The 21,344-nt window shown below is 69.4% G+C and carries 19 protein-coding genes and 1 pseudogene; 12 read left to right on the forward strand and 8 right to left on the reverse strand.

Going from position 1 to position 21,344, the window contains the following annotated elements:
- Positions 1-28 precede the first annotated feature (28 nt).
- A complete protein-coding gene (locus JK364_RS02525) occupies positions 29-1,039 on the forward strand; it encodes a Glu/Leu/Phe/Val dehydrogenase family protein (protein WP_201847017.1) in 1,011 nt (336 codons plus the stop codon).
- A gap of 81 nt (positions 1,040-1,120) precedes the next feature.
- Here JK364_RS02525 and JK364_RS02530 read toward each other — a convergent pair whose 3' ends face one another.
- The 4 genes from JK364_RS02530 to JK364_RS02545 all read right to left on the reverse strand — a co-directional run bounded on the left by JK364_RS02530 (position 1,121) and on the right by JK364_RS02545 (position 3,785).
- On the reverse strand, positions 1,121-1,561 hold the full coding sequence (locus tag JK364_RS02530) for a DUF7919 family protein (protein ID WP_201847019.1): 441 nt from the start codon (positions 1,559-1,561) through the stop codon (positions 1,121-1,123).
- A gap of 88 nt (positions 1,562-1,649) precedes the next feature.
- Complete coding sequence (locus JK364_RS02535) at positions 1,650-2,519, reverse strand: ABC transporter permease (protein ID WP_201847021.1); 870 nt, start codon at positions 2,517-2,519, stop codon at positions 1,650-1,652.
- Positions 2,479-3,333, reverse strand: a complete 855-nt coding sequence (locus tag JK364_RS02540; protein ID WP_201847023.1) for an ABC transporter ATP-binding protein — start codon at positions 3,331-3,333, stop codon at positions 2,479-2,481. Before JK364_RS02540 ends, JK364_RS02535 begins: the two co-directional genes overlap by 41 nt.
- Positions 3,330-3,785: a MarR family winged helix-turn-helix transcriptional regulator gene (locus JK364_RS02545; RefSeq protein WP_201847025.1), complete on the reverse strand. Its 456-nt coding sequence runs from the start codon at positions 3,783-3,785 to the stop codon at positions 3,330-3,332. Before JK364_RS02545 ends, JK364_RS02540 begins: the two co-directional genes overlap by 4 nt.
- 244 nt (positions 3,786-4,029) lie before the next feature.
- Here JK364_RS02545 and JK364_RS02550 point away from each other — a divergent pair, with 244 nt between their 5' ends.
- Positions 4,030-6,000: an alpha-L-arabinofuranosidase family protein gene (locus JK364_RS02550; RefSeq protein ID WP_201847027.1), complete on the forward strand. Its 1,971-nt coding sequence runs from the start codon at positions 4,030-4,032 to the stop codon at positions 5,998-6,000.
- 90 nt (positions 6,001-6,090) lie between these two features.
- On the opposite strand, the gene JK364_RS02555 is transcribed toward JK364_RS02550, so the two are convergent.
- The 4 genes from JK364_RS02555 to JK364_RS02570 all read right to left on the reverse strand — a co-directional run bounded on the left by JK364_RS02555 (position 6,091) and on the right by JK364_RS02570 (position 10,915).
- Positions 6,091-6,969, reverse strand: a complete 879-nt coding sequence (locus JK364_RS02555) for an ABC transporter permease (RefSeq protein WP_201847029.1) — start codon at positions 6,967-6,969, stop codon at positions 6,091-6,093.
- Between the two features lie 2 nt (positions 6,970-6,971).
- On the reverse strand, positions 6,972-7,916 hold the full coding sequence (locus JK364_RS02560) for an ABC transporter permease (RefSeq protein WP_201847031.1): 945 nt from the start codon (positions 7,914-7,916) through the stop codon (positions 6,972-6,974).
- A gap of 10 nt (positions 7,917-7,926) precedes the next feature.
- Positions 7,927-9,504, reverse strand: coding sequence for an ABC transporter substrate-binding protein (locus tag JK364_RS02565; protein WP_201847033.1), 1,578 nt, complete (start codon positions 9,502-9,504; stop codon positions 7,927-7,929).
- A gap of 154 nt (positions 9,505-9,658) precedes the next feature.
- A complete protein-coding gene (locus JK364_RS02570) occupies positions 9,659-10,915 on the reverse strand; it encodes an ROK family transcriptional regulator (protein WP_201847035.1) in 1,257 nt (418 codons plus the stop codon).
- 247 nt (positions 10,916-11,162) lie between these two features.
- Between JK364_RS02570 and JK364_RS02575 the strand changes: the two genes are divergently transcribed.
- The 10 genes and pseudogenes from JK364_RS02575 to JK364_RS55010 all read left to right on the forward strand — a co-directional run bounded on the left by JK364_RS02575 (position 11,163) and on the right by JK364_RS55010 (position 21,336).
- Positions 11,163-12,596 (forward strand): sulfatase family protein, encoded by a 1,434-nt coding sequence (locus tag JK364_RS02575; RefSeq protein ID WP_201847037.1) that lies wholly within the window; start codon positions 11,163-11,165, stop codon positions 12,594-12,596.
- A gap of 399 nt (positions 12,597-12,995) precedes the next feature.
- Positions 12,996-13,286: pseudogene (locus JK364_RS58575) on the forward strand (alpha-L-arabinofuranosidase family protein); the annotation flags it as partial.
- A gap of 352 nt (positions 13,287-13,638) precedes the next feature.
- Positions 13,639-14,445: an alpha-L-arabinofuranosidase C-terminal domain-containing protein gene (locus JK364_RS02585; protein ID WP_201847041.1), complete on the forward strand. Its 807-nt coding sequence runs from the start codon at positions 13,639-13,641 to the stop codon at positions 14,443-14,445.
- Between the two features lie 10 nt (positions 14,446-14,455).
- Positions 14,456-14,923 (forward strand): DUF6924 domain-containing protein, encoded by a 468-nt coding sequence (locus JK364_RS02590; RefSeq protein ID WP_201847043.1) that lies wholly within the window; start codon positions 14,456-14,458, stop codon positions 14,921-14,923.
- A gap of 274 nt (positions 14,924-15,197) precedes the next feature.
- Positions 15,198-16,349, forward strand: coding sequence for an FAD-binding oxidoreductase (locus JK364_RS02595; protein ID WP_230991273.1), 1,152 nt, complete (start codon positions 15,198-15,200; stop codon positions 16,347-16,349).
- 96 nt (positions 16,350-16,445) lie between these two features.
- Positions 16,446-17,171 carry a GntR family transcriptional regulator gene (locus JK364_RS02600; RefSeq protein WP_201847044.1) on the forward strand — a complete coding sequence of 242 codons (726 nt, stop codon included), beginning with the start codon at positions 16,446-16,448 and terminating at the stop codon, positions 17,169-17,171.
- Positions 17,172-17,346: 175 nt separating this feature from the next.
- On the forward strand, positions 17,347-18,387 hold the full coding sequence (locus JK364_RS02605) for an ABC transporter substrate-binding protein (protein WP_201847046.1): 1,041 nt from the start codon (positions 17,347-17,349) through the stop codon (positions 18,385-18,387).
- Complete coding sequence (locus JK364_RS02610; RefSeq protein ID WP_201847048.1) at positions 18,384-19,577, forward strand: ABC transporter ATP-binding protein; 1,194 nt, start codon at positions 18,384-18,386, stop codon at positions 19,575-19,577. Before JK364_RS02605 ends, JK364_RS02610 begins: the two co-directional genes overlap by 4 nt.
- Entirely contained in the window at positions 19,538-20,467 is a 930-nt protein-coding gene (locus tag JK364_RS02615) for an ABC transporter permease (RefSeq protein ID WP_201847050.1), read from the forward strand. The genes JK364_RS02610 and JK364_RS02615 overlap by 40 nt, the downstream gene beginning before the upstream one ends.
- Complete coding sequence (locus JK364_RS55010; RefSeq protein WP_201847052.1) at positions 20,464-21,336, forward strand: ABC transporter permease; 873 nt, start codon at positions 20,464-20,466, stop codon at positions 21,334-21,336. Before JK364_RS02615 ends, JK364_RS55010 begins: the two co-directional genes overlap by 4 nt.
- The last annotated feature ends 8 nt before the right edge of the window (positions 21,337-21,344 follow it).

Below are 21,344 nucleotides of genomic sequence, written 5' to 3' on the forward strand. Positions count from 1 at the left end.
GTCAGTGCCACCGGTGAGAATGCCGGGCATGATGACACCGATCCATGCCGATGGCTTCGAGCAGGTCGCGCTCTGGCGCGATGAGGAAACCGGGCTCCGGTCCGTCGTCGTGATCCACGACACGACCCTCGGACCGGCCCTGGGCGGGGTACGGATGCATGCGTACGCCGACGAAGACGCCGCCGTGCTGGACGGCCTGCGCCTGGCCGAGGCCATGACGCTCAAGGCCGCGGCCGCCGGGCTGGGACTGGGCGGGGGCTGGAGCATCATGATCGGCGACCCGGCGCACCACAAGGAAGAACGGCTGCTGCGGGCGCACGGCCGTGCCCTCGCGGCCTTCGGGGGGCGGTTCATTCCGGTCAACGACATCGGCACCACGCAGGCCGACATCCGCGTGATCGGGCGGGAGACCTCGCCGGTGTGCGCGGCGGGGGATCCCTCTCCCCTGACGGCGCTGGGGGTGCTGGAGGGAATCCGCGCCTGCCTGCGTGCCTCCGGTGGTGACGGCGACCTGGCCGGGGTGCGGGTATGCGTCCAGGGAGTGGGCAATGTGGGATCGGCCCTGGCCGATCTGCTGGCCGCGGAGGCCGCGGAGTTGATCGTGGCGGACACCGACCCCCGCCGGGCGGACGCCGTCGCGGCACGGCACGGCGCTCGGGTCGTCGCACCGGAAGCGGCGCCGGCCGTCACCTGCGATGTGCTGGCGCCCTGCGCGCTGGGCAGCGTCGTGACCGACGAGACGCTGCCGCGGCTGGACTGCCGCATCATCGCCGGCGGCGCCAACAACGTCCTGGCCACGCCCGCTCACGCCGCCATGCTGCGGGCGCGCGGAATCCTCTACGCACCCGATTTCTGTGTGAACGCCGGCGGCCTGATCTTCCTGGAGGAGCAGCTCCTCGGCCACGACAGCGCACACGCCGAGGCACGCGTCCGCCAAGTCGGTGTCCGGGTGGCCGAGGTGATCGACCGCTCACGGCGTACGGGCGTATCCACCGCGGACGCCGCCACCGAACTCGCCCGGGCACGACTGCGTCCGTGACGCGCCGCGCGGACGAGGCCCGACGGCCGCCGATGGCTGAGCCGCCGATGGCTGGGCCGCCGATGGCTGGGCCGCCGATGGCTAGAAGCGCGGCATTCCGGAGGGCGGTTCCGGGATCGCCCGCCTCGCCGTCACCGCCTCGATGAACTCCCGTGGCGGGAGGTAGCCGTGGGCGGTGACGTAGTGGAGGACGAGATTGGGGGCGATGAGCCATCGGCCGTCGCGGGCCAGCAGCCTGATCTCGGCGCTGCCGAGGGTGACCTCGGTGCCGTCGGCGTTCACCACGACGGGGTAGGGCGGCTTTCCCTCCGGGTGCGGGAGGGTGCAGCTCTGCCAACCCCGCATGCGGTTGGTGGAGTTGTCCCGGCAGAGGACCGCGAGCGCGTGGACGAATTCCGTCGGCACCTCACCGCGGGGGAACTCCTCCTGCCGCTCCAGCCATCCGACATTGACCGCCTGGACGCCCTGGGGCACCCCGATGCCGGGGGTGTAGGCGTAAGGGGAGCCGTCCTCGTACCGCACCGCGTGTTCCTCTCGTGCTCATGGGGCATCGCTGATGGCCGCTGCCCCTGCGACCGTACGGTGTGCGGCACCGCGCACACCGAGCGGGTCAGCGCGCCAGCCGCCCCAGGAGCGAGGAGGCCGCCGTGATACCGGCCGCCGCGGCCAGCACCAGGACGGCGTAGTCGAGTGCGAGGTGGTGCGGGGTGCCCAGCAGCAGTCCACGCAACGCGTCGACCTGGTAGCTCAGCGGATTGGCCTTGCTGACGGCCTGGAGCCAGCCGGGCATCAGCGCCACCGGATACAGCGCGTTGGAGCCGAAGAACAGCGGCATGGTGATGGCCTGCCCGATGCCCATGAGCCGGTCGCGGGTCAGCACGATCCCCGCGATGGTCATGGACAGGCAGGAGAAGAAGGCCGAGCCGAGGATCACCGCGACGGCCACCCCGAGGAGCCGCAGCGGGTTCCAGGTCAGCGCCACCCCGAGCAGGGCCGCGATGGCGATCACCACGACCGCCTGGATCAGCGCCTTCACCCCGGAGGCGAATGCCTTACCGGTGATCAGGGCGGCTCGCGGGGTCGGGGTGACCAGCAGTTTGGTGAGGATCCCGGCGTCCCGCTCCCAGATGATCTGGATCCCGTAGAAGATGGCGATGAACATCGCGGACTGGGCGATGATGCCGGGTGCGAGATAGTCGATGTACGGCGTGCCGCCGGTCGGTATGGCCTTGAGCCGGGTGAAGGTCTCGCCGAAGATCAGCAGCCACAGGGCGGGCTGGACCGCCCGGGTGTACAGCTCGGTGCGGTCATGCCGCAGCTTCTGGAGCTCGACCACACACATCGCGACGACCCGCGCGGGCAGCATCCGCCAGCCGGTGCGGGCGCGCGGCGGGGTCAGCAGTGGATCGGGGCGGCCGTCCGGCGCGAGCCCGGCGGCGTCAGCCGACCCGGGACGCGGTGCGACGGGTGCTTCGGACATCGCGGAAATCTCCTCCCTGCTCGTCGAGGCCGCTGCCGGCGACGTCGCGGAAGACGTCCTCCAGGGTCGGCTTGGGATCGGCCTCGCCCTCCGCCCGGCGGCGTCCGGCCAGCTCGGAGCGGAGTTCATGGGGCGTTCCCAGGGCGTGGATCCGGCCGCGGTGCATCAGCGCGAGCCGGTCGCAGTACTGGTCGGCCTCGTCCATGTAGTGCGTGGTGACCAGCACGGTCATCCCGGTGGCCGCCCGTACCGCGTTGATGTGCTCCCACACACTGGTCCTGGCGATCGGGTCCAGGCCGATCGTCGGCTCGTCCAGCATCAGCAGCCGGGGCGCGCTGACCAGCGCCTGGGCCAGTTCCAGGCGGCGGATCATGCCGCCGGAGTACGTCTTGGCGAGCCGGTCCGCCGCCGCGGTGAGATCGACCGCCTCCAGCACCCGCGCCACGCGGTCGGCCCGCTCCCGCCGGGTGACGTCGAAGACGCGGGCGAACAGCTCCACGTTCTCCCGGCCGGTGAGCCCGGCGTCGGCGGACAGCTGCTGCGGTACGTAGCCCAGCAGCCGGCGGACCGCCATCCGCTCCTTCGCCGCGTCGTGCCCGAACACCCGCACCATGCCGGCGGGGACCGGCAGCAGGGTGGTGATGCAGCGGATCGCGGTGGTCTTGCCCGCTCCATTGGGGCCGAGCAGGCCGAAGACCTCGCCCGCCCGGACCGTCAGCTCCAGGTCGTCGACCGCCTTGGTCTCCCCGAACGCGTATCGCAGGCCCTCGCAGGCGAGCGCGACGGGAGCGGTGTTCTCCGGGACGTCGGTCATATCCCTTCCACCTCCTCATGAAGGTTCTCGGCCAGTTTGCGCAGCGCCGGAACGGCCGCGGCCAGCGCCGCCCGCTCGCTCTCGGACAGCTTCGCCACCTGCTCGCGGACCAGCGCGCCGCGCCGCGCCTGCCACTCCCGCAGCCGGGCCTCGGCGGCGGGGGTGGCCGTCAGCCGGGCGGAGCGCCGGTCCTCGGGGTCGGTCTCGCGGTGCAGATAGCCCGCCTTCACCAGCTGATTGACCAGGGTGGAGACCGAGTTGCCCGCGAGGTAGAGCTCCTTGGCCGCGGCCGACACCCGGATCCCGGGGTGGGCCATGACCAGCCGCAACAGCTCCACCTGGGCACCGCGCAGCCGCGGCTCCGTCATCCCGGCCCGCAGCCGCCGCCGGATCAGCCGCTGGACGCCGCCCAGTACGTCGGCGAACGAGTCGGGGAACTCCTCTGTGGCCATGTCTCCACTTTACCTCTCAGTGAGAGGTAAATGCCCAGAGGTAAATACCCAGGGGCGACAGGGGTGCGGAGTTGCTCCTTGACTCCCCCCGCGTCCGCCTGTGATGCTGGCGCGCACCTCATTTAATAAGCGCGGTTGATTTAACTCTGGGTGGTGCCGGGAACGCACCGCGTGGGCCTGCTCGACGTGGGCACCGGTCAGCGAGCACGCGATCCGCAGAAGCGAAGACTCTCGAAGGAACGACATGAGCGAGACACGTCGGCACGGGATAGGCCGACGCCACTTCCTGTACAGCGCGGCCGCGGTGGCCGCCGGTGCCATGGGCACCGGATGCACCCCCGATGACGCGCAGGGGACAAGCGGCTCGGATGGCGTGCCGGTCGTCGCCATCGACGCCCAGCGGAGATCGTTCAAGGTGAGCCCGTACATGACCGGGGTGAACGGGGCCAAGTGGTACGACGACGCCTACGGAATGTGGGACTCCAAGCACAACCGCCCCGCCCCGGGCATCGTCGCAAAGATCAAGAAGTCGGGGATCGGGATGAGCCGGTACCCCGGCGGCACCTCCTCCAACCTCTTCAACTGGAAGGGCGCCATAGGTCCGCAAGCGGACCGAACCCACCAGGTCGAGGGAAAGCAGGGCGCCACCGTCGACAGCCGGTTCGGGCCGGACGAGTACATGGCCTTCATCCGGCAGATCGGCGCCACACCGGAGATCATGGCGCCGTTCGCCAACTCGACCCCGCAGGAGATCGCCGACTGGGTGGCGTACATGAACGCACCACAGGGCACGAAGTGGGGCGACCTCCGAGCGCAGAACGGCCACCCCGAGCCCTACGGCGTGCGCCACTGGGAAATCGGCAACGAACTGTTCGGCAAGCACCAGCGCTACTGGATGAGCGCCGATGACGACAAAGCCATGCGACAGTACGCCTTCGGCGGCACACAACGGCAAAAGCACCAGCACGTCGGAACCCCCACCGACCACCGACCCTCCGCCGCCGTCAGCAACGGCGAACCCCACCAGACCTTCACCGTCCGGTACCCACCCGTCGTCCCCAAGACCCAGACCATCCGCGTCGATGACACCACATGGCGCGAGGTCGCCAACCTCACCTCGGCCGGGACGGACGACCGCGTCTACACCTTCGACCCGAGCAACGGCACGATCCACTTCGGCGACGGCCACCACGGAGAGGTCCCCCGGAAGGGGGCGAAGATCACCGCCGACTACGACTCCGGTCCCCACGCCGGATTCGTCGACTACTACACCAAGATGAAGGCAGCCGATCCCACGATCGACGTGCTCGCCGTCTGGGCACCCATCGAGGCGGGGAAGCTCGCGGGCGGGAAGAGCTTCCCCGAACTCCTCGCCGAACACGGCCACGCCGACAAGTACGACGGCATGGCCATCCACCCCTACACCAACTTCCAGCGAGACCTCAAAGCCACCAGCTTCCCGGACAAACAGGCCGGACACGACTACCAGATGCTCGGGGACGCGGCCGCCGCCAAGATGGTCTCCGACCTCACCGCACTGGTACAGAAACACGGCAAGGATGACGGCTACGTCGCGGTGTCCGAGTGCGGCGCCCTCTTCTTCGGAGGAGAACGCGACTCCGACGCCTATCCCCAGTACTCCTTCGCCATGTCGCACGCGCTCTACATGGCGTCCCAGTGGGCCCGGTTCGCCGACCTCGGCGTCCGCTGGACCGCAAGCAACGACCTGATCGGGGAGAAGCCGGGACTGTCACGGACACTCTTCGGCGGCGCGCCCAGCTTCGTGCGCACCCCCGACGCGATCGTGCGCGAGCAGCTGAGCGGCCTCTTCCACGGCGGCGGACATGTCGTGGCCAGCGAAGTGAGGAGCAACGCCGAGGTCTCCACCCGCGAGACGCCGCTGGGCTCGTCCTACGAAGCGCTGGTCACCACCGCCGCCGTCGACAAGGACGGGGTCCTCAGCGTCCTCGTCGTCAACCGCTCACCTGACGAAGGCGTCAAGTCCCGGGTCGACCTGGGGAGTTTCCGGCACGCCGGTTCGGTCGACGTCTCCGTCGTGGCGGGCAGGTCCTACGACGACTTCAACAACGACGAACACCCCGACGCCGTCACGATCAAAAAGTCCCGCGCCACGGCAAAGGGCGACTCCCTGAACTGGACCTTCGCGGCACACTCGGTCACGCTCCTGCGCTTCCCACCGCCGACGTCCCACTAGCCGTCCGCTCCCTCTGTTGGAGGGGCCCTCCTCCGGCAGAGGGGCCCGCCTCCGGCAGAGGGGGGCGGACCCCGCCGAGGAAGCTTCGGTTCAGCGGCGCAGCAGGCTCGCGGTGAGGCCATCGGCCACGAGCTGGAAGCCCAGCACCAGCAGGGTGACGGCGGCCATCGGACCGATCGCGTACCAGGGGTTCTGCGCGAGGAAGTTCATGCTTCCCTGCAGGAGCGAGCCCAAAGAGGGGGACGGTGGCCGGATACCGAGGCCCACGTAACTCATCCCGCCCTCGATGAAGACCGCGGTCGACATGGAGAGAGCGAACTGGACGATCAGCGGGTCGAGGCCGTTCGGCAGGATGTGGCGCACCAGTATCCGCACCCGGCCCGAGCCGATGGCCGTGGCCGCGACGACGTAGTCGCGCTGGCGTTCGCCGACGACCGACGACCGGATGAGCCGGCCGAACAGCGGCACGTTGACCAGTGCGATGGTCACCATGACCGCGGTGCCCCCGGAGCCGATGATCACTGCGACGGTGACTCCCGCGATGAGCGCGGTGAACGACAGCATCACATCGAACAGCCGCTGTATGACGGTGTCGAGCCACCGGGCCAGTCCGCTCGCGAGGCCGATGAGGATTCCGGCGAGGGCACCGATCGGGACGGCGATCACGGTGGCGAACACGTCCTGGCGCAGCCCGTACAGCACCCGGGAGAACAGGTCGCGGCCGTACTCGTCGGTGCCGAGCGGATGCGCGCCCGACGGATGGGCGAGGGCGAGCGGCCCTTGCTGTGTCGGCGAGGCGGGCGCCAGCAGCGGGGCCAGCACACCGGCCAGAACGAGCACCACGACAAGCCCGAGGCCCATGCTCAGCACCGGCCGGTGCAGCAGCCGCGACCAGCCTCCGCCACGGACGACGGCGGCGGTGGGGGTGGCCGTCGGCGGTGTCTCGGTGGTGGCGGTGGTGGTGGTCATGCTCACTCCATCCTGAGTCGGGGGTCGACGACCGCGTGCAGCAGATCGGTCACGGTCTGCAGCACGACGAACACCGTGACCGTGATGAGCAGCAGATTCTGAACGACGAAGTAGTCGCTGCTCTTGAGGGAGTCGATGATGAGCTGGCCCACCCCCGGCCAGGCGAAGATGGCCTCCACCACGATCGCCCCGCCGAGCATCTGGCCGATCTGGATGCCGAGGACGGTCAGCACCGGTGGCAGGGCGTTCGGAAGCGCGTGGCACAGCACGATCCTTCGCCGCCGCAGGCCCTTCGCCGTGCCGATGCGGATGTAGTCCTCGCCGAAGACCCGCCGGATCGATGTCGACAGGAAGCGGGCGAGTACGGCGGCGGCGGGCAGGGCCAGGGCGAGGGCCGGCATGATCAGGTACTGCACCCCGATCTCCGGGTCCGCGAGCACGGAGACATGGCCGCCCGCGGGCAGGATCCGATGGGTGATGGCGAACACCATCACCAGGAGCACTCCGCTGACGTACGGCGGTATCGCGAAGGCCAGTGCGGTGGCCGCGGCGGTCGCACCGCGGACGAGGCGGCCCTTGGCCACGCCCAGGACGAGCCCGGCCAGGCCACCGAGCAGGACCGCCAGGACGATGGCGCCCAGGGTGAGTTCGAGGGTGTTGCCGAGGCCGTTGCCGATCAGGGTGGCGACCGGCACACCACGTACGTAGGAGTCGCCGAGGTCGCCCGTCAGCACCCCGCCGAGCCAGGTCAGATACTGCTGGGGCAACGGGGCGTCCAGCCCCAGCTGGTGCCGGACGGCGGACACGGTCTTGGCGGAGGCGTCCGGGCCCGCGGCGAGCACGGCGGGGTCGCCCGGCGCCAGGTGCAGCACGCTGAAGACCACGACCGATGCGATGGCGAGCACCGCGAGGGCCGAGGGGACACGCCGGAGTGCGTAGCGGAGCATGAGGTCCTCCTCATGCCAGGTAGGCATGGTCGAGGTCGATGCCGTCGTACATGGTCCAGGCCAGACCTTTGAGCGACGCCTGAATGGCATACGTATGGGTGCTGTTGATCAGGTCGATGACGAACTGCTGCTTGAGGAAGAGCTGGTTGAGATCCCGGTAGGCGGCGGTCAGGGCGTCGCCCTCGCCGGTCCAGATCTCATCGGCCAGGCGGCTGTACTCGGGATCTCGGAAGTTGGACGCGTTCTGCTGGGCGTTGAACGGCCAGGAGCCTTTGACGAGCGTCGACGGAGTCAGCTGCCCGAAGCCGTGGCCGTTGACGAACAGGCCGGGGATCTTCCCGCTGACGAACATCTTCTGGTATTCGGCGTCCTGTTTGGGCTGCAGTCGGCAGGTGAGGCCGACGTCCTCGAGGTTCGCCTGCACGATCTGGGCGATCGCGGCGTTGGTCGCCAGTGTGTTGCTGTAGTACAGGTCAACCTTGGCGTCGGCCGCGCCGGACTGTCGCAGCAGACGTTTCGCCTTCTCCGGGTTGAGTGTGTAGGCCGCCGCCCGATCGGGGTCCCAGGCGGCCGTTCCGGGTGACCACGGCAGGCTGCTCGGGCGGCCGATCCCGCCCAGCGCCTGGGCGAGGACCCGTTTCCGGTCGATCGCCCAGGCCACTGCCTGCCGTACCTCGACCTTGTCCAGCGGGGGGACCTCGACGTTGGCCCCGATGTAATAGGTGAGGTCGTGGGCGTCGGACTGCACGAGGCGGAACCCCGGCCGGTCGCGGATACCGGCGGCGTCGAGCGGCGACAGATCGAGGGCCAGATGTGTCTGCCCGGAGCGCAGGGAGGCCACGGCGGACGACGACTGCGCGGCGATCGCGATCTCGATCCCATCGAGGTAGGGACGGCCGGGCTTCCAGTAGTGGCGGTTGCGTTTCAGCGAGATGGACGAGCCCGGCTGGTAGGACTCGACGGTGAACGGCCCGGCGCCGATGATCTCGCGTCCCGAGGCGAGGTCGGTCACCGACTCCCGGTCGATCAGGACCATCATCTCGAACATGTCCCACACATTGCTGACGGCCTTGCCGAAACCCACCGTGACCTCGTGACCGCCGGTCCGCTCGGCCGAAGTCACCTGCTGGGCCACGGCCTTGACCTGGGAGCTGGTGGTGTCCTTCGTCAGATGGTCCAGGACGAACACGACATCGTCAGGTCCGAAGGGACGGCCCGAGTGGAACGTCACATCGTCGCGCAGCTGGAAGACATAGGTCCGTCCGCCGTCCGATACCCGCCAGCTCTTCGCGAGCGACGGCCTGGGCCGCAGAGTCCTGTGGTCCAACTCGGTCAGCGTGTTGAAGACGGTGCGGCTCACCGAGAAGTTGGGGTTGATCTGCGACAGCAGGAAGGCGGGCAGGATGTCCGTGCCCTGGACCATGTGCAGGGTGCCGCCGTGCCGCGGCCCGCCTCCGGATCCTTGCTGTTCCGCGACGGCACTGCGGCAGGCGGTGTTCAGCAGGCCCGCCCCGAGTGAGAGTCCCGCGGCGAGGACCGTGCGGCGTGCTGGCTGACGACGTTGTCCCTGACCACGTTGTCCGGTCACGCTGGCTCCTACCGGGTTGCCCATTTAAATCAGAGTAGTTTATTTAACTCTGCTGGGCTGACCTTGCAACCGAAACCTCCGGGAGGTCAAAGGCCAGGACGCGCGGGGCCGAGGTCGGGACCGAGGTGGAGTGAGGTCCCCCGGCCGGAGGGAGTCAGGCCGCAGGAGCGGGGGCGAGTGGGTCGAGGAAGTCCGTCTCGGCGATGTCGAGGGCGAGGCGTACGGCACCGGTGACCACGGCTTGCTCGCGCAGGGGCGAGGCTTCGACGCGAGGCACGCGCGGGACGAGCTCGGTCAGCCGGCGTCGCAGCGGCGGGAGCAGAACGTCTTCCGCCGCCGCGACGGCGCCGGTGATCACCACCAGTTCGGGGGCGAGCAGCATGGTCAGCGTGGCGATCGCGCGGGCGGCCGCCTCCAGCCCCTCCTCCAGGGCCCCGGCGGCGCCGAGGTCGCCCCGGCGGACGGCCTCGAAGACATCACTCGCGCTCACCCGGCGCGGGTCGCCGTCGGTCAGTGCGCGGAGCTCGGCGCCCGGTGTGCCGGGGAGCGGTGGTGTGTCACGAGCCGCCACCTCGGCGACCAAAGACGCCCCTCGCCGGCGGACCGTCCTCGCGATGCCGTCGTCGCGGGAGTAGTCGCCCATCAGGGACAGGAAACCGAGGTCCCGGGCACTGTTCGCCTGGCCGCGTACGAGGGTGCCGCCGGTGCACATGCCCACCCCCAGCCTCTCCCCCGCCAGCAGACAGACGATGTCCTGGGAGGCGCCCGCGCGACCCCGCCAGCGCTCGCCGATCAGGGCCAGATTGCAGTCGTTCTCCACGCACACCTGTGCGGAGAAGTCGCGGGCCAGCGCGGCGCGCAGATCGACCCCGAGGAACCCGGGGATGCCGGTGCGCTGCTGTACGACACCGTCGGCGTCGACGGGACCGCTGGTGCCGACACAGACCGCCAGCACCTGCTCATCGCGCAGACCGGCCGTCCGCACCACCTCGACGGCGAGCTTCCGCACCTGTGTGATGCGCCGCTCCGGGCCGACCGAGGGGTCGCCGAACGCGATCCGTGCCTCGGCGACGAAGACGCCACGCAGATCGGCCACGACGACGCGGACGCTGTGCGCGCCGATGTCGATGCCCAGGACATGGCCGGCGTTCGCCACGAAGGAGAAGACGCGCGACGGCCGACCGCGTCCGGAGAGACGTCCGTCGACGCGATCGGTGGTCTCCCGGACCCAGCCGAGCTCGACGAGGTGGTGCGCGGCGGCGTGCACGGTGGGCCGCGACATGCCCGTGGCGTCCACCAAGTCTCCGGAGGACATCTCCGCCCGCTCCGGGGGGCGCTCCCGCAGTTTCGCCAGGATGCGGGCGGCGTTGATCCTCCTGGCCAGGGCGGATGTGGCGATATCCCCCGGCATCTGCTGCGGCGCTCCTCTCCTGCTGCGCGCTGAGGACCTTGACGAGCACGAGATCTTGACCTCGGCGCGCGCAGCCTGGAAGTCTAGCGCACGCCTTAAATAAAATGCTTTCATAAAAACACCGACAGCAGCTCAGCCGCGGACGCTCAACCCGTACGGCGCATCCGGTGAACCCCGGCCGCTTCAGGACGGCCGACCGCAGCAGATCGGTCGGCCACCTCGCCACCGACAGGAGGGCCACGCACCCATGACCCCCAGCGCTTCCCCCTCCGGCCCCGCCACGTCCACGCGGCGTCCGAACGTCCTCGTCTTCTTCACCGATCAACAGCGCTGGGACACGACCGGTCTGCACGGGAACCCCCTCGGGCTCACCCCGGTCCTCGACCGCCTTGCCGCGGAGGGGGTGAGCGTGGACCGCTCCTTCACCTGTCAGCCCGTGTGCGCGCCCTCCCGCGCCAGTCTCCAGACCGGGCAGTACCCGACCACCACCGGCGTCTTCCGCAACGGTCTTCCCCTCCCCCGGGACACCCCGTCGCTGGCCCGCTCCTTCCGGGACGCGGGCTACGCCACCGGCTACATCGGCAAGTGGCATCTCGCGGGCGATCACACATCCGGGCCGGTACCGGAGGAGGACCGGGCCGGATACGACCACTGGCTCGCCGCCAACCTGCTGGAATTCACCTCGGACGCCTACGAGACCACGCTGTACGACGGCGACGGCGCCCCGCACCAGTTCGAGGGCTACCGCGCCGACGCGCTCGGCACCGCCGCGATCGACTTCATCGACCGGGGCCGGGACCGGGACCACGGCCACGACCGCGACCGCGACCGGCCGTTCTTCCTCTTCCTGTCCTTCCTGGAGCCCCACCACCAGAACTCCCGCGACGACTACCCCGCCCCGACGGGCTATCGCGACCGCTACGCCACACCCTGGGTGCCATCCGACCTCGCCGCTCTCGGCGGCGGCAACTGGGCGGAGCACCTGCCCGGTTACTACGGAATGGTGCGCCGACTGGACGAGGTGCTCGGGCGTATCGTCTCCGCACTGGAGCGGCGTGGGGAGCTGGACGAGACCGTCATCCTCTTCACCTCCGACCACGGCTGCCACTTCAAGACCCGCAACGACGAGTACAAGCGCAGTGTGCACGACGCCTCCCTCCGCGTGCCCACCGTGCTGCGGGGGCCGGGGCTGCGGGGCGGTGTGCGGCTGCCGGAGCTGGTCAGCCATGTCGACCTGCCGCCCACGCTGTTGCGGGCGGCCGACGTACCCGTGCCACCGGAGATGCAGGGACGTTCCCTGCTGCCGCTGCTCCACGGCGGAGACGGCAGAGACAGCGGGGACGGCGAAGACGGCGAGTGGCCACAAGAAGTGCTCTTCCAGATCAGCGAATCGGAGGTCGGGCGAGGGCTGCGGACCGACCGCTGGAAGTACGCCGCGACCGCGCCGGACGCCGACGCCTGGAACGATCCGCGCGCCGAGCGGTATCAGGACGCCTACCTCTATGACCTGCACTCCGACCCCGACGAGTTGATGAACCTCGTGGCCGACCCGGCCTATGAGGACGTCCTGGTGGAGCTGAGGCGGCGACTGGTGCGGCGCATCGTGGACTCCGGTGAGCCACGCCCCACGATCACCGCGCACGAGCTCGCCCCGAAGGCCGTGTCCGAGGACACCGTCTAGGCCCGGCACACGTCTCACAAGAATCCCACAAAGACATCTTTTAAGTTCCTATCGGTGGAGACGCCACAGCTCACAGGCGGTTGCGTCACACATCCGCTGGAAGGAGCGAGAGCGAACATGAGTGGGATAGGTCGGCGCCACTTCCTGTACAGCGCGGCCGCGGTGGCGGCCGGTGCCATGGGCACCGGGTGCACCCCAGAGGACCTGACGAAGTCAAGCGGCTCGGATGGCGTGCCGGTCGTCGCCATCGACGCCCAGCGGAGATCGTTCAAGGTGAGCCCGTACATGACCGGGGTGAACGGGGCCAAGTGGTACGACGACGCCTACGGAATGTGGGACTCCAAGCACAACCGCCCCGCCCCGGGCATCGTCGCAAAGATCAAGAAGTCGGGGATCGGGATGAGCCGGTACCCCGGCGGCACCTCCTCCAACCTCTTCAACTGGAAGGGCGCCATAGGTCCGCAAGCGGACCGAACCCACCAGGTCGAGGGAAAGCAGGGCGCCACCGTCGACAGCCGGTTCGGGCCGGACGAGTACATGGCCTTCATCCGGCAGATCGGCGCCACACCGGAGATCATGGCGCCGTTCGCCAACTCGACCCCGCAGGAGATCGCCGACTGGGTGGCGTACATGAACGCACCACAGGGCACGAAGTGGGGCGACCTCCGAGCGCAGAACGGCCACCCCGAGCCCTACGGCGTGCGCCACTGGGAAATCGGCAACGAACTGTTCGGCAAGCACCAGCGCTACTGGATGAGCGCCGATGACGACAAAGCCATGCGACAGTACGCCTTCGGCGGCACACAACGGCAAAAGCACCAGCACGTCGGAACCCCCACCGACCACCGACCCTCCGCCGCCGTCAGCAACGGCGAACCCCACCAGACCTTCACCGTCCGGTACCCACCCGTCATCCCCAAGACCCAGACCATCCGCGTCGGTTCTTGCCGTCTGGGCGCCCATCGAGGCCGGAAAGCTCGCGGGCGGGAAGAGCTTCCCCGAGCTCCTCGCCGAACACGGCCACGCCGACAAGTACGACGGCATGGCCATCCACCCCTACACCAACTTCCAGCGGGACCTCAAAGCCACCAGCTTCCCGGACAAACGGGCCGGACACGACTACCAGATGCTCGGGGACGCGGCCGCCGCCAAGATGGTCTCCGACCTCACCGCACTGGTACAGAAACACGGCAAGGAAGGCGCTTACGTCGCCGTGTCCGAGTGCGGCGCGCTCTTCTTCGGGAAGAACCAGGGCGCCGAGGAATATCGCGAGTACTCCTACGCCATGTCGCACGCGCTCTACATGGCATCGCAGTGGGCCCGGTTCGCCGACCTCGGCGTCCGCTGGACCACGGGCAACGGCCTGATCGGGGAGAAGCCGGGACCGTCACGGACACTCTTCGGCGGCGCGCCCAGCTTCGTGCGCACCCCCGACGCGATCGTGCGCGAGCAGCTGAGCGGCTTCTTCCACGGCGGCGGACATGTCGTGGCCAGCGAAGTGAAGAGCAACGCCGAGGTCTCCACCCGCGAGACACCGCTGGGCTCGTCCTACGAAACGCTGGTGACGAATGCCACCGTCGACAAGAATGGGACGCTCAGCGTCCTCGTCGTCAACCGCTCACCTGACGACGACGTCAAGTCCCGGGTTGACCTAGGGGGGTTCCGGCATGCCGGTTCGGTCGACGTGTCCGCGGTGGCGGGCAGGTCCTACGACGACTTCAACGACGACGAACGCCCCGACGCCGTCACGATCAAAAAGTCCCGCGCCACGGCAAAGGGCGACTCCCTGAACTGGACGTTCCCGGCACACTCGGTCACGCTCCTGCGGTTCTCACCAGAAAGTAACTAGAGGATTCCCCATGCCCAATTCCTCCATGCTCCCGGCCATCGATTTCACGCGTCACGATTTCGAATCCGAGGCCCTTGTCATACGCACGGACCATTCGGACGACGAAGCATGGCGGGCCGTCGTCGACCTGCTCGGTCAGCCCGACCAGAACGGGTTCGAGGTGCGCACCTACCTGGTCGACAACCGTGCGTTCGCCGGGGCGAGTCCGGATGACGTGCTCTCCGCTGCCGCCGCCGAACCAGCGCTCGAGGTCGTGTTCCTGGCCGATGCCGCCGCCATGAGGGGCGAGCACACCCTGCTCGCGGTGTCGACCGGAAGCCAGGAGCTGGAGGAGGGAGACATGGAGCTCCCCCGCGAGTTCCGCCTGCTGCCCCCGGAAGTCAATCTGATGCATGTGAACCTGGCCATCGGACATATGGACTTCTGGGAATTCGCGTATCACGCGTCGCTCGCCGCGGACGGCATTCTCCGCCTGTGACCGCATATCGATGTACCACATGTACCGATGGAGCAAGGCATGACAGTCGACTCACCGACTCGGCAGCGGGCGGTAGCGGAACTCAAGAGGCTCCTGCCTGCCGATCGGGTCATCACCGGGGGTCCCGAGTACGCGGCGGGTACCGCGCTGTGGAACGGCGCGGTCGCGTCCAGGCCCGCGATTCTGCTGCGCTGCACATCGACCGCCGAGGTGCGGGCAGGAGTCCGGACGGCTCGTGAGTTCGGTCTGCCGCTGTCGGTACGGAGCGGAGGCCATGACTGGGCGGGGCGTGCGCGATGGGCTGACGCTGGATCTGACCCCGATGTGCTCGGTGCGCATCGATGTGGGGGCCCGTCGGGCGACGGTTGCCGGAGGGGCCAGGGCGAACCGTGTGCTCGCCGCCGCCGACCGGTACGGATTGGTCGCCGCCACCGGCACCATCGGCACCGTGGGCATGGCCGGGCTGACCCTGGGCGGTGGATACGGCCCGTTGGGCGGCCGATTCGGGCTCGCCGCCGACAACTTGACGGGTGCCGAGGTGGTGCTGGCCGACGGATCCGTCGTCTGGACCGACGCCGAGCATGAGCCGGACCTGTTCTGGGCGCTGCGCGGCGGAGGTGGCAACTTCGGCGTGGTGACGTCCATGGAGATCCGTCTGCACGCGGTGCCCGCCGTGGTCACGGGGATGGTGTTGTATTCGCTGCGGCAGGCCCCGAAGGTCTTCGCCCGGCTGGAGGACGTCCTGTCGGACTGCCTGGACGCGTTGACGGTCCAGACCGGGGTCATCAACGGCCCCCAGGGGAAGCCCATGGCCACGCTGTGGCCTACCTGGTCCGGCGAGCCGGTCGTCGGCACGGATCCGGCCGGTCCGGTACAGCGGCTGACGCGCCTGGGCACCGCCGCCGTGGCCGAGTTCGAGACCGGTTCGTTCGCGGCCGCGATAGCCGCACGGGACACGATGTTCCCGGACGGGCGGTACGTCACCATCCGCACGCGTTCCCTCCCCCGCCACACCCCCGCGGTGGTGGACGCCCTGGTGCAGGGGGCCAAGACGATGACGTCGCCCCTGTCGGCCTTCTCCCTGCACCACTTCCACGGAGCGGCCGCCCGCGTCCCGTGGTCGGAGACGGCGTTCGCGTTGCGCAAGCCGCACATGATGGCCGAGGTCATCGCCGTGTGGCCGCCGGAGAAGGACAGCGGCCGGCACGCCGCCTGGGCCGATGCCGTCTCGGCGGCGCTGGAGCCGCATGCCTTCGCCGGCGGCTACGCGAACTCGCTGGGGCCCGAGGCCACCGACCAGATCCCCTACGCCTACGGCGGCAACACCGCCCGGCTGCTCGCGATCAAGGAGACCGTCGACCCGGACGGCGTGTTCCAGGGCATTCCCCTGCCGCGGGCGGCGCCCCACGCGCTGAGCCACGGATGACACATCCAGCTTCCGGGCCCGAGTGATGCGTTACGGCCGTGAGTCACATCCATCCAACGTATTGACATATCAATTGGGTGAGATCACTCTCTTCGCATGGCCGAACGTGACCTCCCGCTGTACGAGCAGATCCGCCGGGAGCTGGAGGGCAACATCCGGGGCGGCCGGTGGCAGCCGGGGACCCGGGTGCCCACCGAGGCCGAGCTCGGAGAACGGTTCGGTGTCTCGCGGATCACCGTGCAGCGCGCGCTGCGCGAGCTCGTGGACGCCGGGCTGGTCGTCCGGTACCGCAGGCACGGCACGTTCGTCGCACAGACCACCGATGAGGAGAATCTGCTCCGCGCCGCGGGCGTGCTGACCAGCGGGCCCGAGGCCCACGGCGACCACCGGGTGATCAGCGCCAAGGTCCTGCCCGCGGGCGGCGCGGCGCTGCGGCTGCCGGGCCTGGACGACAACGACGCCGTCGTACAGCTCGATCGCCACAAGCTCAGTCCCGACGGCGGCCGCGTGACCGGCACGGAGCTCGCCGTGCTGCCCTTCCGATTCGCCCCCGACCTGCTCGACCAGGATCTGGTCACCATCACGAGCCATATGTACCTCCGCGACCGCGGCGTGTCACTGCGGCGCTCGCGGCTCTACGTGGAGCCGTACTCCCTGGACGAGGAGCACGCCGAGCTCTTCGGCCTGAAGCCGGGTACCGCGGTCTTCCGCTGGCTGCGCACTACCTGGGCGGAGAACGACGAGGTGGTCGAACACCTCGAAATGATCCTGCCGACCGACACCTCCCGCTTCTATGTGGAGACCTCTCTCCAAGGCCGCTGACCCCTGTTCGCTTCGCCACCGAACCGTTTCCCCGCTTCCTCTCCCTCCCTCCCCGGTCGCCCCTCGTTTCCCCCTTCCCTCCCGCCTCCTCCGGTCGCGGGAACGGCACTTCCATCTCTTATCGCAGGAGGTAGCCATGCCATCCCCCCGATCAGCCCTGCCCACCCTGTGTGCCGTGACCAGTGCCCTGGCGCTCACCGTCGCCGCCACCGGCTGCGGCGCCCCCAACCCCTCCGCCGGTGGCGGCAAGGGAGGCGCCCTGGTGGTGGCCGGCTACGGCGGCTCGTTCGAGACGGCGTTCCGCGACTCGGTCCTGCCCGCGTTCGAGAAGAGCTGCGGCTGCAAGGTCACCTACATCCCCGGCTCCTCCACCGACACCGTCGCCAAGCTCAAGGCGCAGCGCGCCAATCCGCAGATCGACGTGGCGCTGGTGGACGACGGTCCCCAGGCGCAGGCGCTGGAGGCCGGGCTGCTCGCGTCGATCGACACCAAGGTGGTGCCGGTGGACGATGTGGTGAAGATCGCCCGGATGGAGAACGACTCGGGGGTGGGGTTCGGGCTGACCGCCACGGGCATCGCCTACAACCCCGAGTGGTTCGAGGATCATGGCATCCCCAAGCCCACCACCTGGGAGGATCTGGCCAACCCCAAGCTCAGGGACAAGGTGGTCCTCCCCTCGATCACCAACACCTATGGGGTGGGGCTGCTGGTCGGCGCGGCCAAGGCGAACGGCGGCTCGGAGGAGGATGTCGACCCCGGTCTCACGGCGGTCAAGAAGATCGCCAAGAACGCGGCGACGTTCGACACCACCGCCGATGTGTCCAACTACTTCCTCCAGGGCCAGGCCGCCGCCTCGGTGTGGGGGGTGTCGCGGACCTCGACGCTGGCGGAGCAGGACTTCCCGATCGAGTTCGTCTACCCCGAGGACGGTGCGATCGGCCTGGTGACCACTGCGAACGTGGTCAAGAAGGCACCGCATGAGGAGCTGGCCCAGAAGTTCGTCGCCCATCTGCTGGAAGCGTCCGTCCAGCGGGCGCTCGCCAAGGCGACCTACGACGGCTCGGTGGTCCAGGGCGTCAAGGAGGACCCCGCCCTGAGGAACAAGGTCGTCAGCACCGACAAGGTGGACTCCCTGCTGAAGCTCGACTGGAAGACCATCAACAAGAACCGCTCCGCCTGGACCGACAAGTGGAACAAGCAGGTGGAGAGCAAGTGACCGCGGGGACGGACACCGTGGGCAAGGAGAGCGCGCCGACCGGGACGGACACCGCCACACGGGCCGGGAGCACCCGCGGGCGGCTGGTCCTCAAGGGGATCCACAAGGCCCTCGGCGGCAAGGAGGTCGTCCGTGGCATCGACCTGACGATGGAGCCCGGGGAGTTCCTCACCCTGCTCGGCCCGTCGGGATGCGGCAAGAGCACCACGCTGAACATGGTGGCGGGCCATCTGCTGCCCGACTCCGGCGTGGTGGAGGTGGACGGCCGCGACATCACCCGGCTCCCGGCGAACCGGCGGGCCATGGGCATGGTGTTCCAGTCGTACGCCCTCTTCCCCCATATGACGGTGGCGGAGAACATCGCGTTCGGCCTGCGGATGCGCAAGGTCGGCGCGGCCCGGCGCCGGCGCAGGGCGGCCGAGGCCCTGGAACTGGTGGGGCTCGACGGCATGGGCGAGCGCTTCCCGCGCCAGCTCTCCGGCGGGCAGCGGCAGCGCACGGCCCTGGCCAGGGCGCTGATCGTGGAGCCCGATCTGCTGCTGCTCGACGAGCCGTTCTCCAACCTCGACGCCCAGCTCAGGCTGCGTCTGCGCGAGGAGGTCGCCGCCCTCCAGCGCCGGGTGGGCACCACCACGGTCCTGGTCACCCACGATCAGGACGAGGCGCTCGCGGTGTCGGACCGGATCGCGGTGATGGCCGAGGGGGCGATCCATCAGCTGGACGTCCCCGAGACCGTGTATCTGCGCCCGGCCACGGACTTCGTGGCGCAGTTCGTCGGCGAGGTCAATGTGCTCGACGGGATCGCGGCGGGGGCGGCCGCCGAGGGACACCGCTGCCGGATCGGTGACACCCACCTCGTCACGGCGACACCGGTGGGCACCGCGCCGGGCGACGGCGAGGCGGTACGGCTCTATGTGCGGCCGGAGTCCGTACGGGTGCTGGCCACACCCGAAGCCGTGTCCGGGCAGGGCCGCTCGGTGAGCACATCCACCCGTACGGCGGCGGAGCCGGGGCTGCCCGGCACCGTCGAGGCCACCCGTTTCCTCGGCACCCGTGTCCGCTGCGTCGTGGCCACGGCCGCTGGACGCGTCGAGGCCACACTGCCGTTCGGTTCCGAGGTGCCCGCGCTGGGCCAGGAGGTGATCTGCGCATGGCAGCCACAGCACGCGTCGCTGACGGCACGCCCCTGAGGCCCGACGGCTCGGCGCCGGCGCCGGCGCCGGGGGTTTCCCGGCCGGTCAGGAAACGCGGCCCGTGGCGTACCGGTCTGCTGCTGGCCTCCCCCGCCATCGCGGTGCTCGCGCTGCTCTTCATCGCACCGCTGTTCATGCTGGTGTACAACAGCTTCCGCACCCAGGCGGGCGATCCCACACTGCACAACTACACGCGGTTCCTCGGGGACTCCTTCTACCGGGATGTGCTGTGGCACACCTTGTGGATCGGCGCGCTGACCACCCTCGGCTGCCTCGTCGTGGGCTACCCGTTCGCCGTCTATCTGCGCGGCCGCTCCCCCAGGGCGCGCAACTACCTCTCCCTCGTGCTGCTGTCGCCACTGCTCATCTCCATGGTGACCAGGGCGTACGGATGGCTGGTGCTGCTCGGGCCGAAGGGGCCGATCGCGGACGGATTCCACGCCATGGGCCTGGACGCGCCGAAGATGCTGTACAACGACACCGCGGTCGTGGTCGGCATGGTGCATGTGATGCTCGCGTACATGGTGCTGCCGCTGATGGGCAGCCTGGACCGGATCGACCCGGCCCTCACACCCGCGGCCAAGGGTCTGGGGGCGAGCGGCTGGACGTGTTTCTGGCGGATCACCGTGCCGCTGTCCCTGCCGGGGATGCTCGCCGGTTCGCTGATCGTGTTCAGCCTGACCGTCTCCAGCTTCGTCACCCCGGCGATCCTGGGCGGGCCCACGGTGAAGCTGATGCCGTACTTCGTCTACACCGAGGCGACGTCCAATCTGAACTGGCCGTACGCGGCGGCGATCGGCTTCGTCCTGATCGTGGTGACGACGATTCTGACAGCCGTGTACGCCCGGCTGCTGCGCGGGCGTGGCGGCAAGGAGGTGTTCGCGTGACCACGGCAGCGGAATCTGAAGGGTCGACCAGCAAGGTCGCGGGCGAGCCGATCGCCACGGGCGCGGGCGGGCGCGCGAGGCGCCTGCTCGGAGCCGTGTTCGCCGCGCTCGTCGGCCTGTTCCTGCTGGCGCCCGTGCTGGTGACCATCGCCTCCTCGCTCACCACGACCAGCTACGTCACCTTCCCGCCCAAGGGGCTGACCCTGCACTGGTACGCGGAGCTGCTGAACCGCCCCGAGTTCCTGGACTCGTTCCTGCTCAGCATCGGCGTGGCGGCGGGAGCGGCCGCGGTGTCCACGGCGCTCGGGCTCGCCGCGGGGCTGGCCATCCACCGCTATCCGTTTCCGGGGAAGTCGGTGCTGGACAGGCTGTTCTCGAGTGCGTTCGCCGTGCCGACGATCGTGCTCGGCATCGGGCTGCTCCAGTGGTACGCCCAGCTCGGCATGGCGTCCAGCCCGCTCACCCTGCTGCTGGCGCATCTGGTGCTGACCGTCCCGTACACCGTGCGCCTGGTGCTGGCCGGGCTCGCCGGGCTCGACCGGTCGGCGGAGCTGGCCGCCGCCGGGCTGGGCGCCAAGGCGCCGCGGGTGTTCTGGCATGTGACGCTGCCCGCCGTGCGCGGGCCGCTGATCGCGGGGGCGTTCTTCGCCCTGATCACATCCTTCGACGACCTGACGATCGCGCTGTTCGTGGTGACCACGGACATGCAGACCCTGCCGGTGCGGATCTTCAACTACCTTCAGTACAACTACGACCCGACCGTGACCGCCGTCGGCACCGTGATGGTGCTCTTCGCCGCGGTGGCCGTCGTCATCATCGAGCGCGTCGTCGGCGTCGCGCATCTGTTCGGGGCCGACCCCGAGAACTGACCTTCGTG

The sequence above is a fragment of the Streptomyces endocoffeicus genome (assembly GCF_016741935.1).
In the GTDB taxonomy this organism is placed as follows: Bacteria; Actinomycetota; Actinomycetes; order Streptomycetales; family Streptomycetaceae; genus Streptomyces; species Streptomyces endocoffeicus.

Coding starts and splice junctions, on each gene's coding strand:
- JK364_RS02540 (WP_201847023.1), bottom strand. CDS start 3,333: ATGACCGACGTCCCGGAGAACACCGCTCCCGTCGCGCTCGCCTGCGAG.
- JK364_RS02545 (WP_201847025.1), bottom strand. CDS start 3,785: ATGGCCACAGAGGAGTTCCCCGACTCGTTCGCCGACGTACTGGGCGGC.
- JK364_RS02570 (WP_201847035.1), bottom strand. CDS start 10,915: ATGCCGGGGGATATCGCCACATCCGCCCTGGCCAGGAGGATCAACGCC.
- JK364_RS02615 (WP_201847050.1), top strand. CDS start 19,538: ATGGCAGCCACAGCACGCGTCGCTGACGGCACGCCCCTGAGGCCCGAC.
- JK364_RS02560 (WP_201847031.1), bottom strand. CDS start 7,916: ATGCTCCGCTACGCACTCCGGCGTGTCCCCTCGGCCCTCGCGGTGCTC.
- JK364_RS02535 (WP_201847021.1), bottom strand. CDS start 2,519: ATGTCCGAAGCACCCGTCGCACCGCGTCCCGGGTCGGCTGACGCCGCC.
- JK364_RS02525 (WP_201847017.1), top strand. CDS start 29: ATGATGACACCGATCCATGCCGATGGCTTCGAGCAGGTCGCGCTCTGG.
- JK364_RS02600 (WP_201847044.1), top strand. CDS start 16,446: ATGGCCGAACGTGACCTCCCGCTGTACGAGCAGATCCGCCGGGAGCTG.
- JK364_RS02590 (WP_201847043.1), top strand. CDS start 14,456: ATGCCCAATTCCTCCATGCTCCCGGCCATCGATTTCACGCGTCACGAT.
- JK364_RS02585 (WP_201847041.1), top strand. CDS start 13,639: ATGGCCATCCACCCCTACACCAACTTCCAGCGGGACCTCAAAGCCACC.
- JK364_RS02550 (WP_201847027.1), top strand. CDS start 4,030: ATGAGCGAGACACGTCGGCACGGGATAGGCCGACGCCACTTCCTGTAC.
- JK364_RS02555 (WP_201847029.1), bottom strand. CDS start 6,969: ATGACCACCACCACCGCCACCACCGAGACACCGCCGACGGCCACCCCC.
- JK364_RS02595 (WP_230991273.1), top strand. CDS start 15,198: ATGACTGGGCGGGGCGTGCGCGATGGGCTGACGCTGGATCTGACCCCG.
- JK364_RS02575 (WP_201847037.1), top strand. CDS start 11,163: ATGACCCCCAGCGCTTCCCCCTCCGGCCCCGCCACGTCCACGCGGCGT.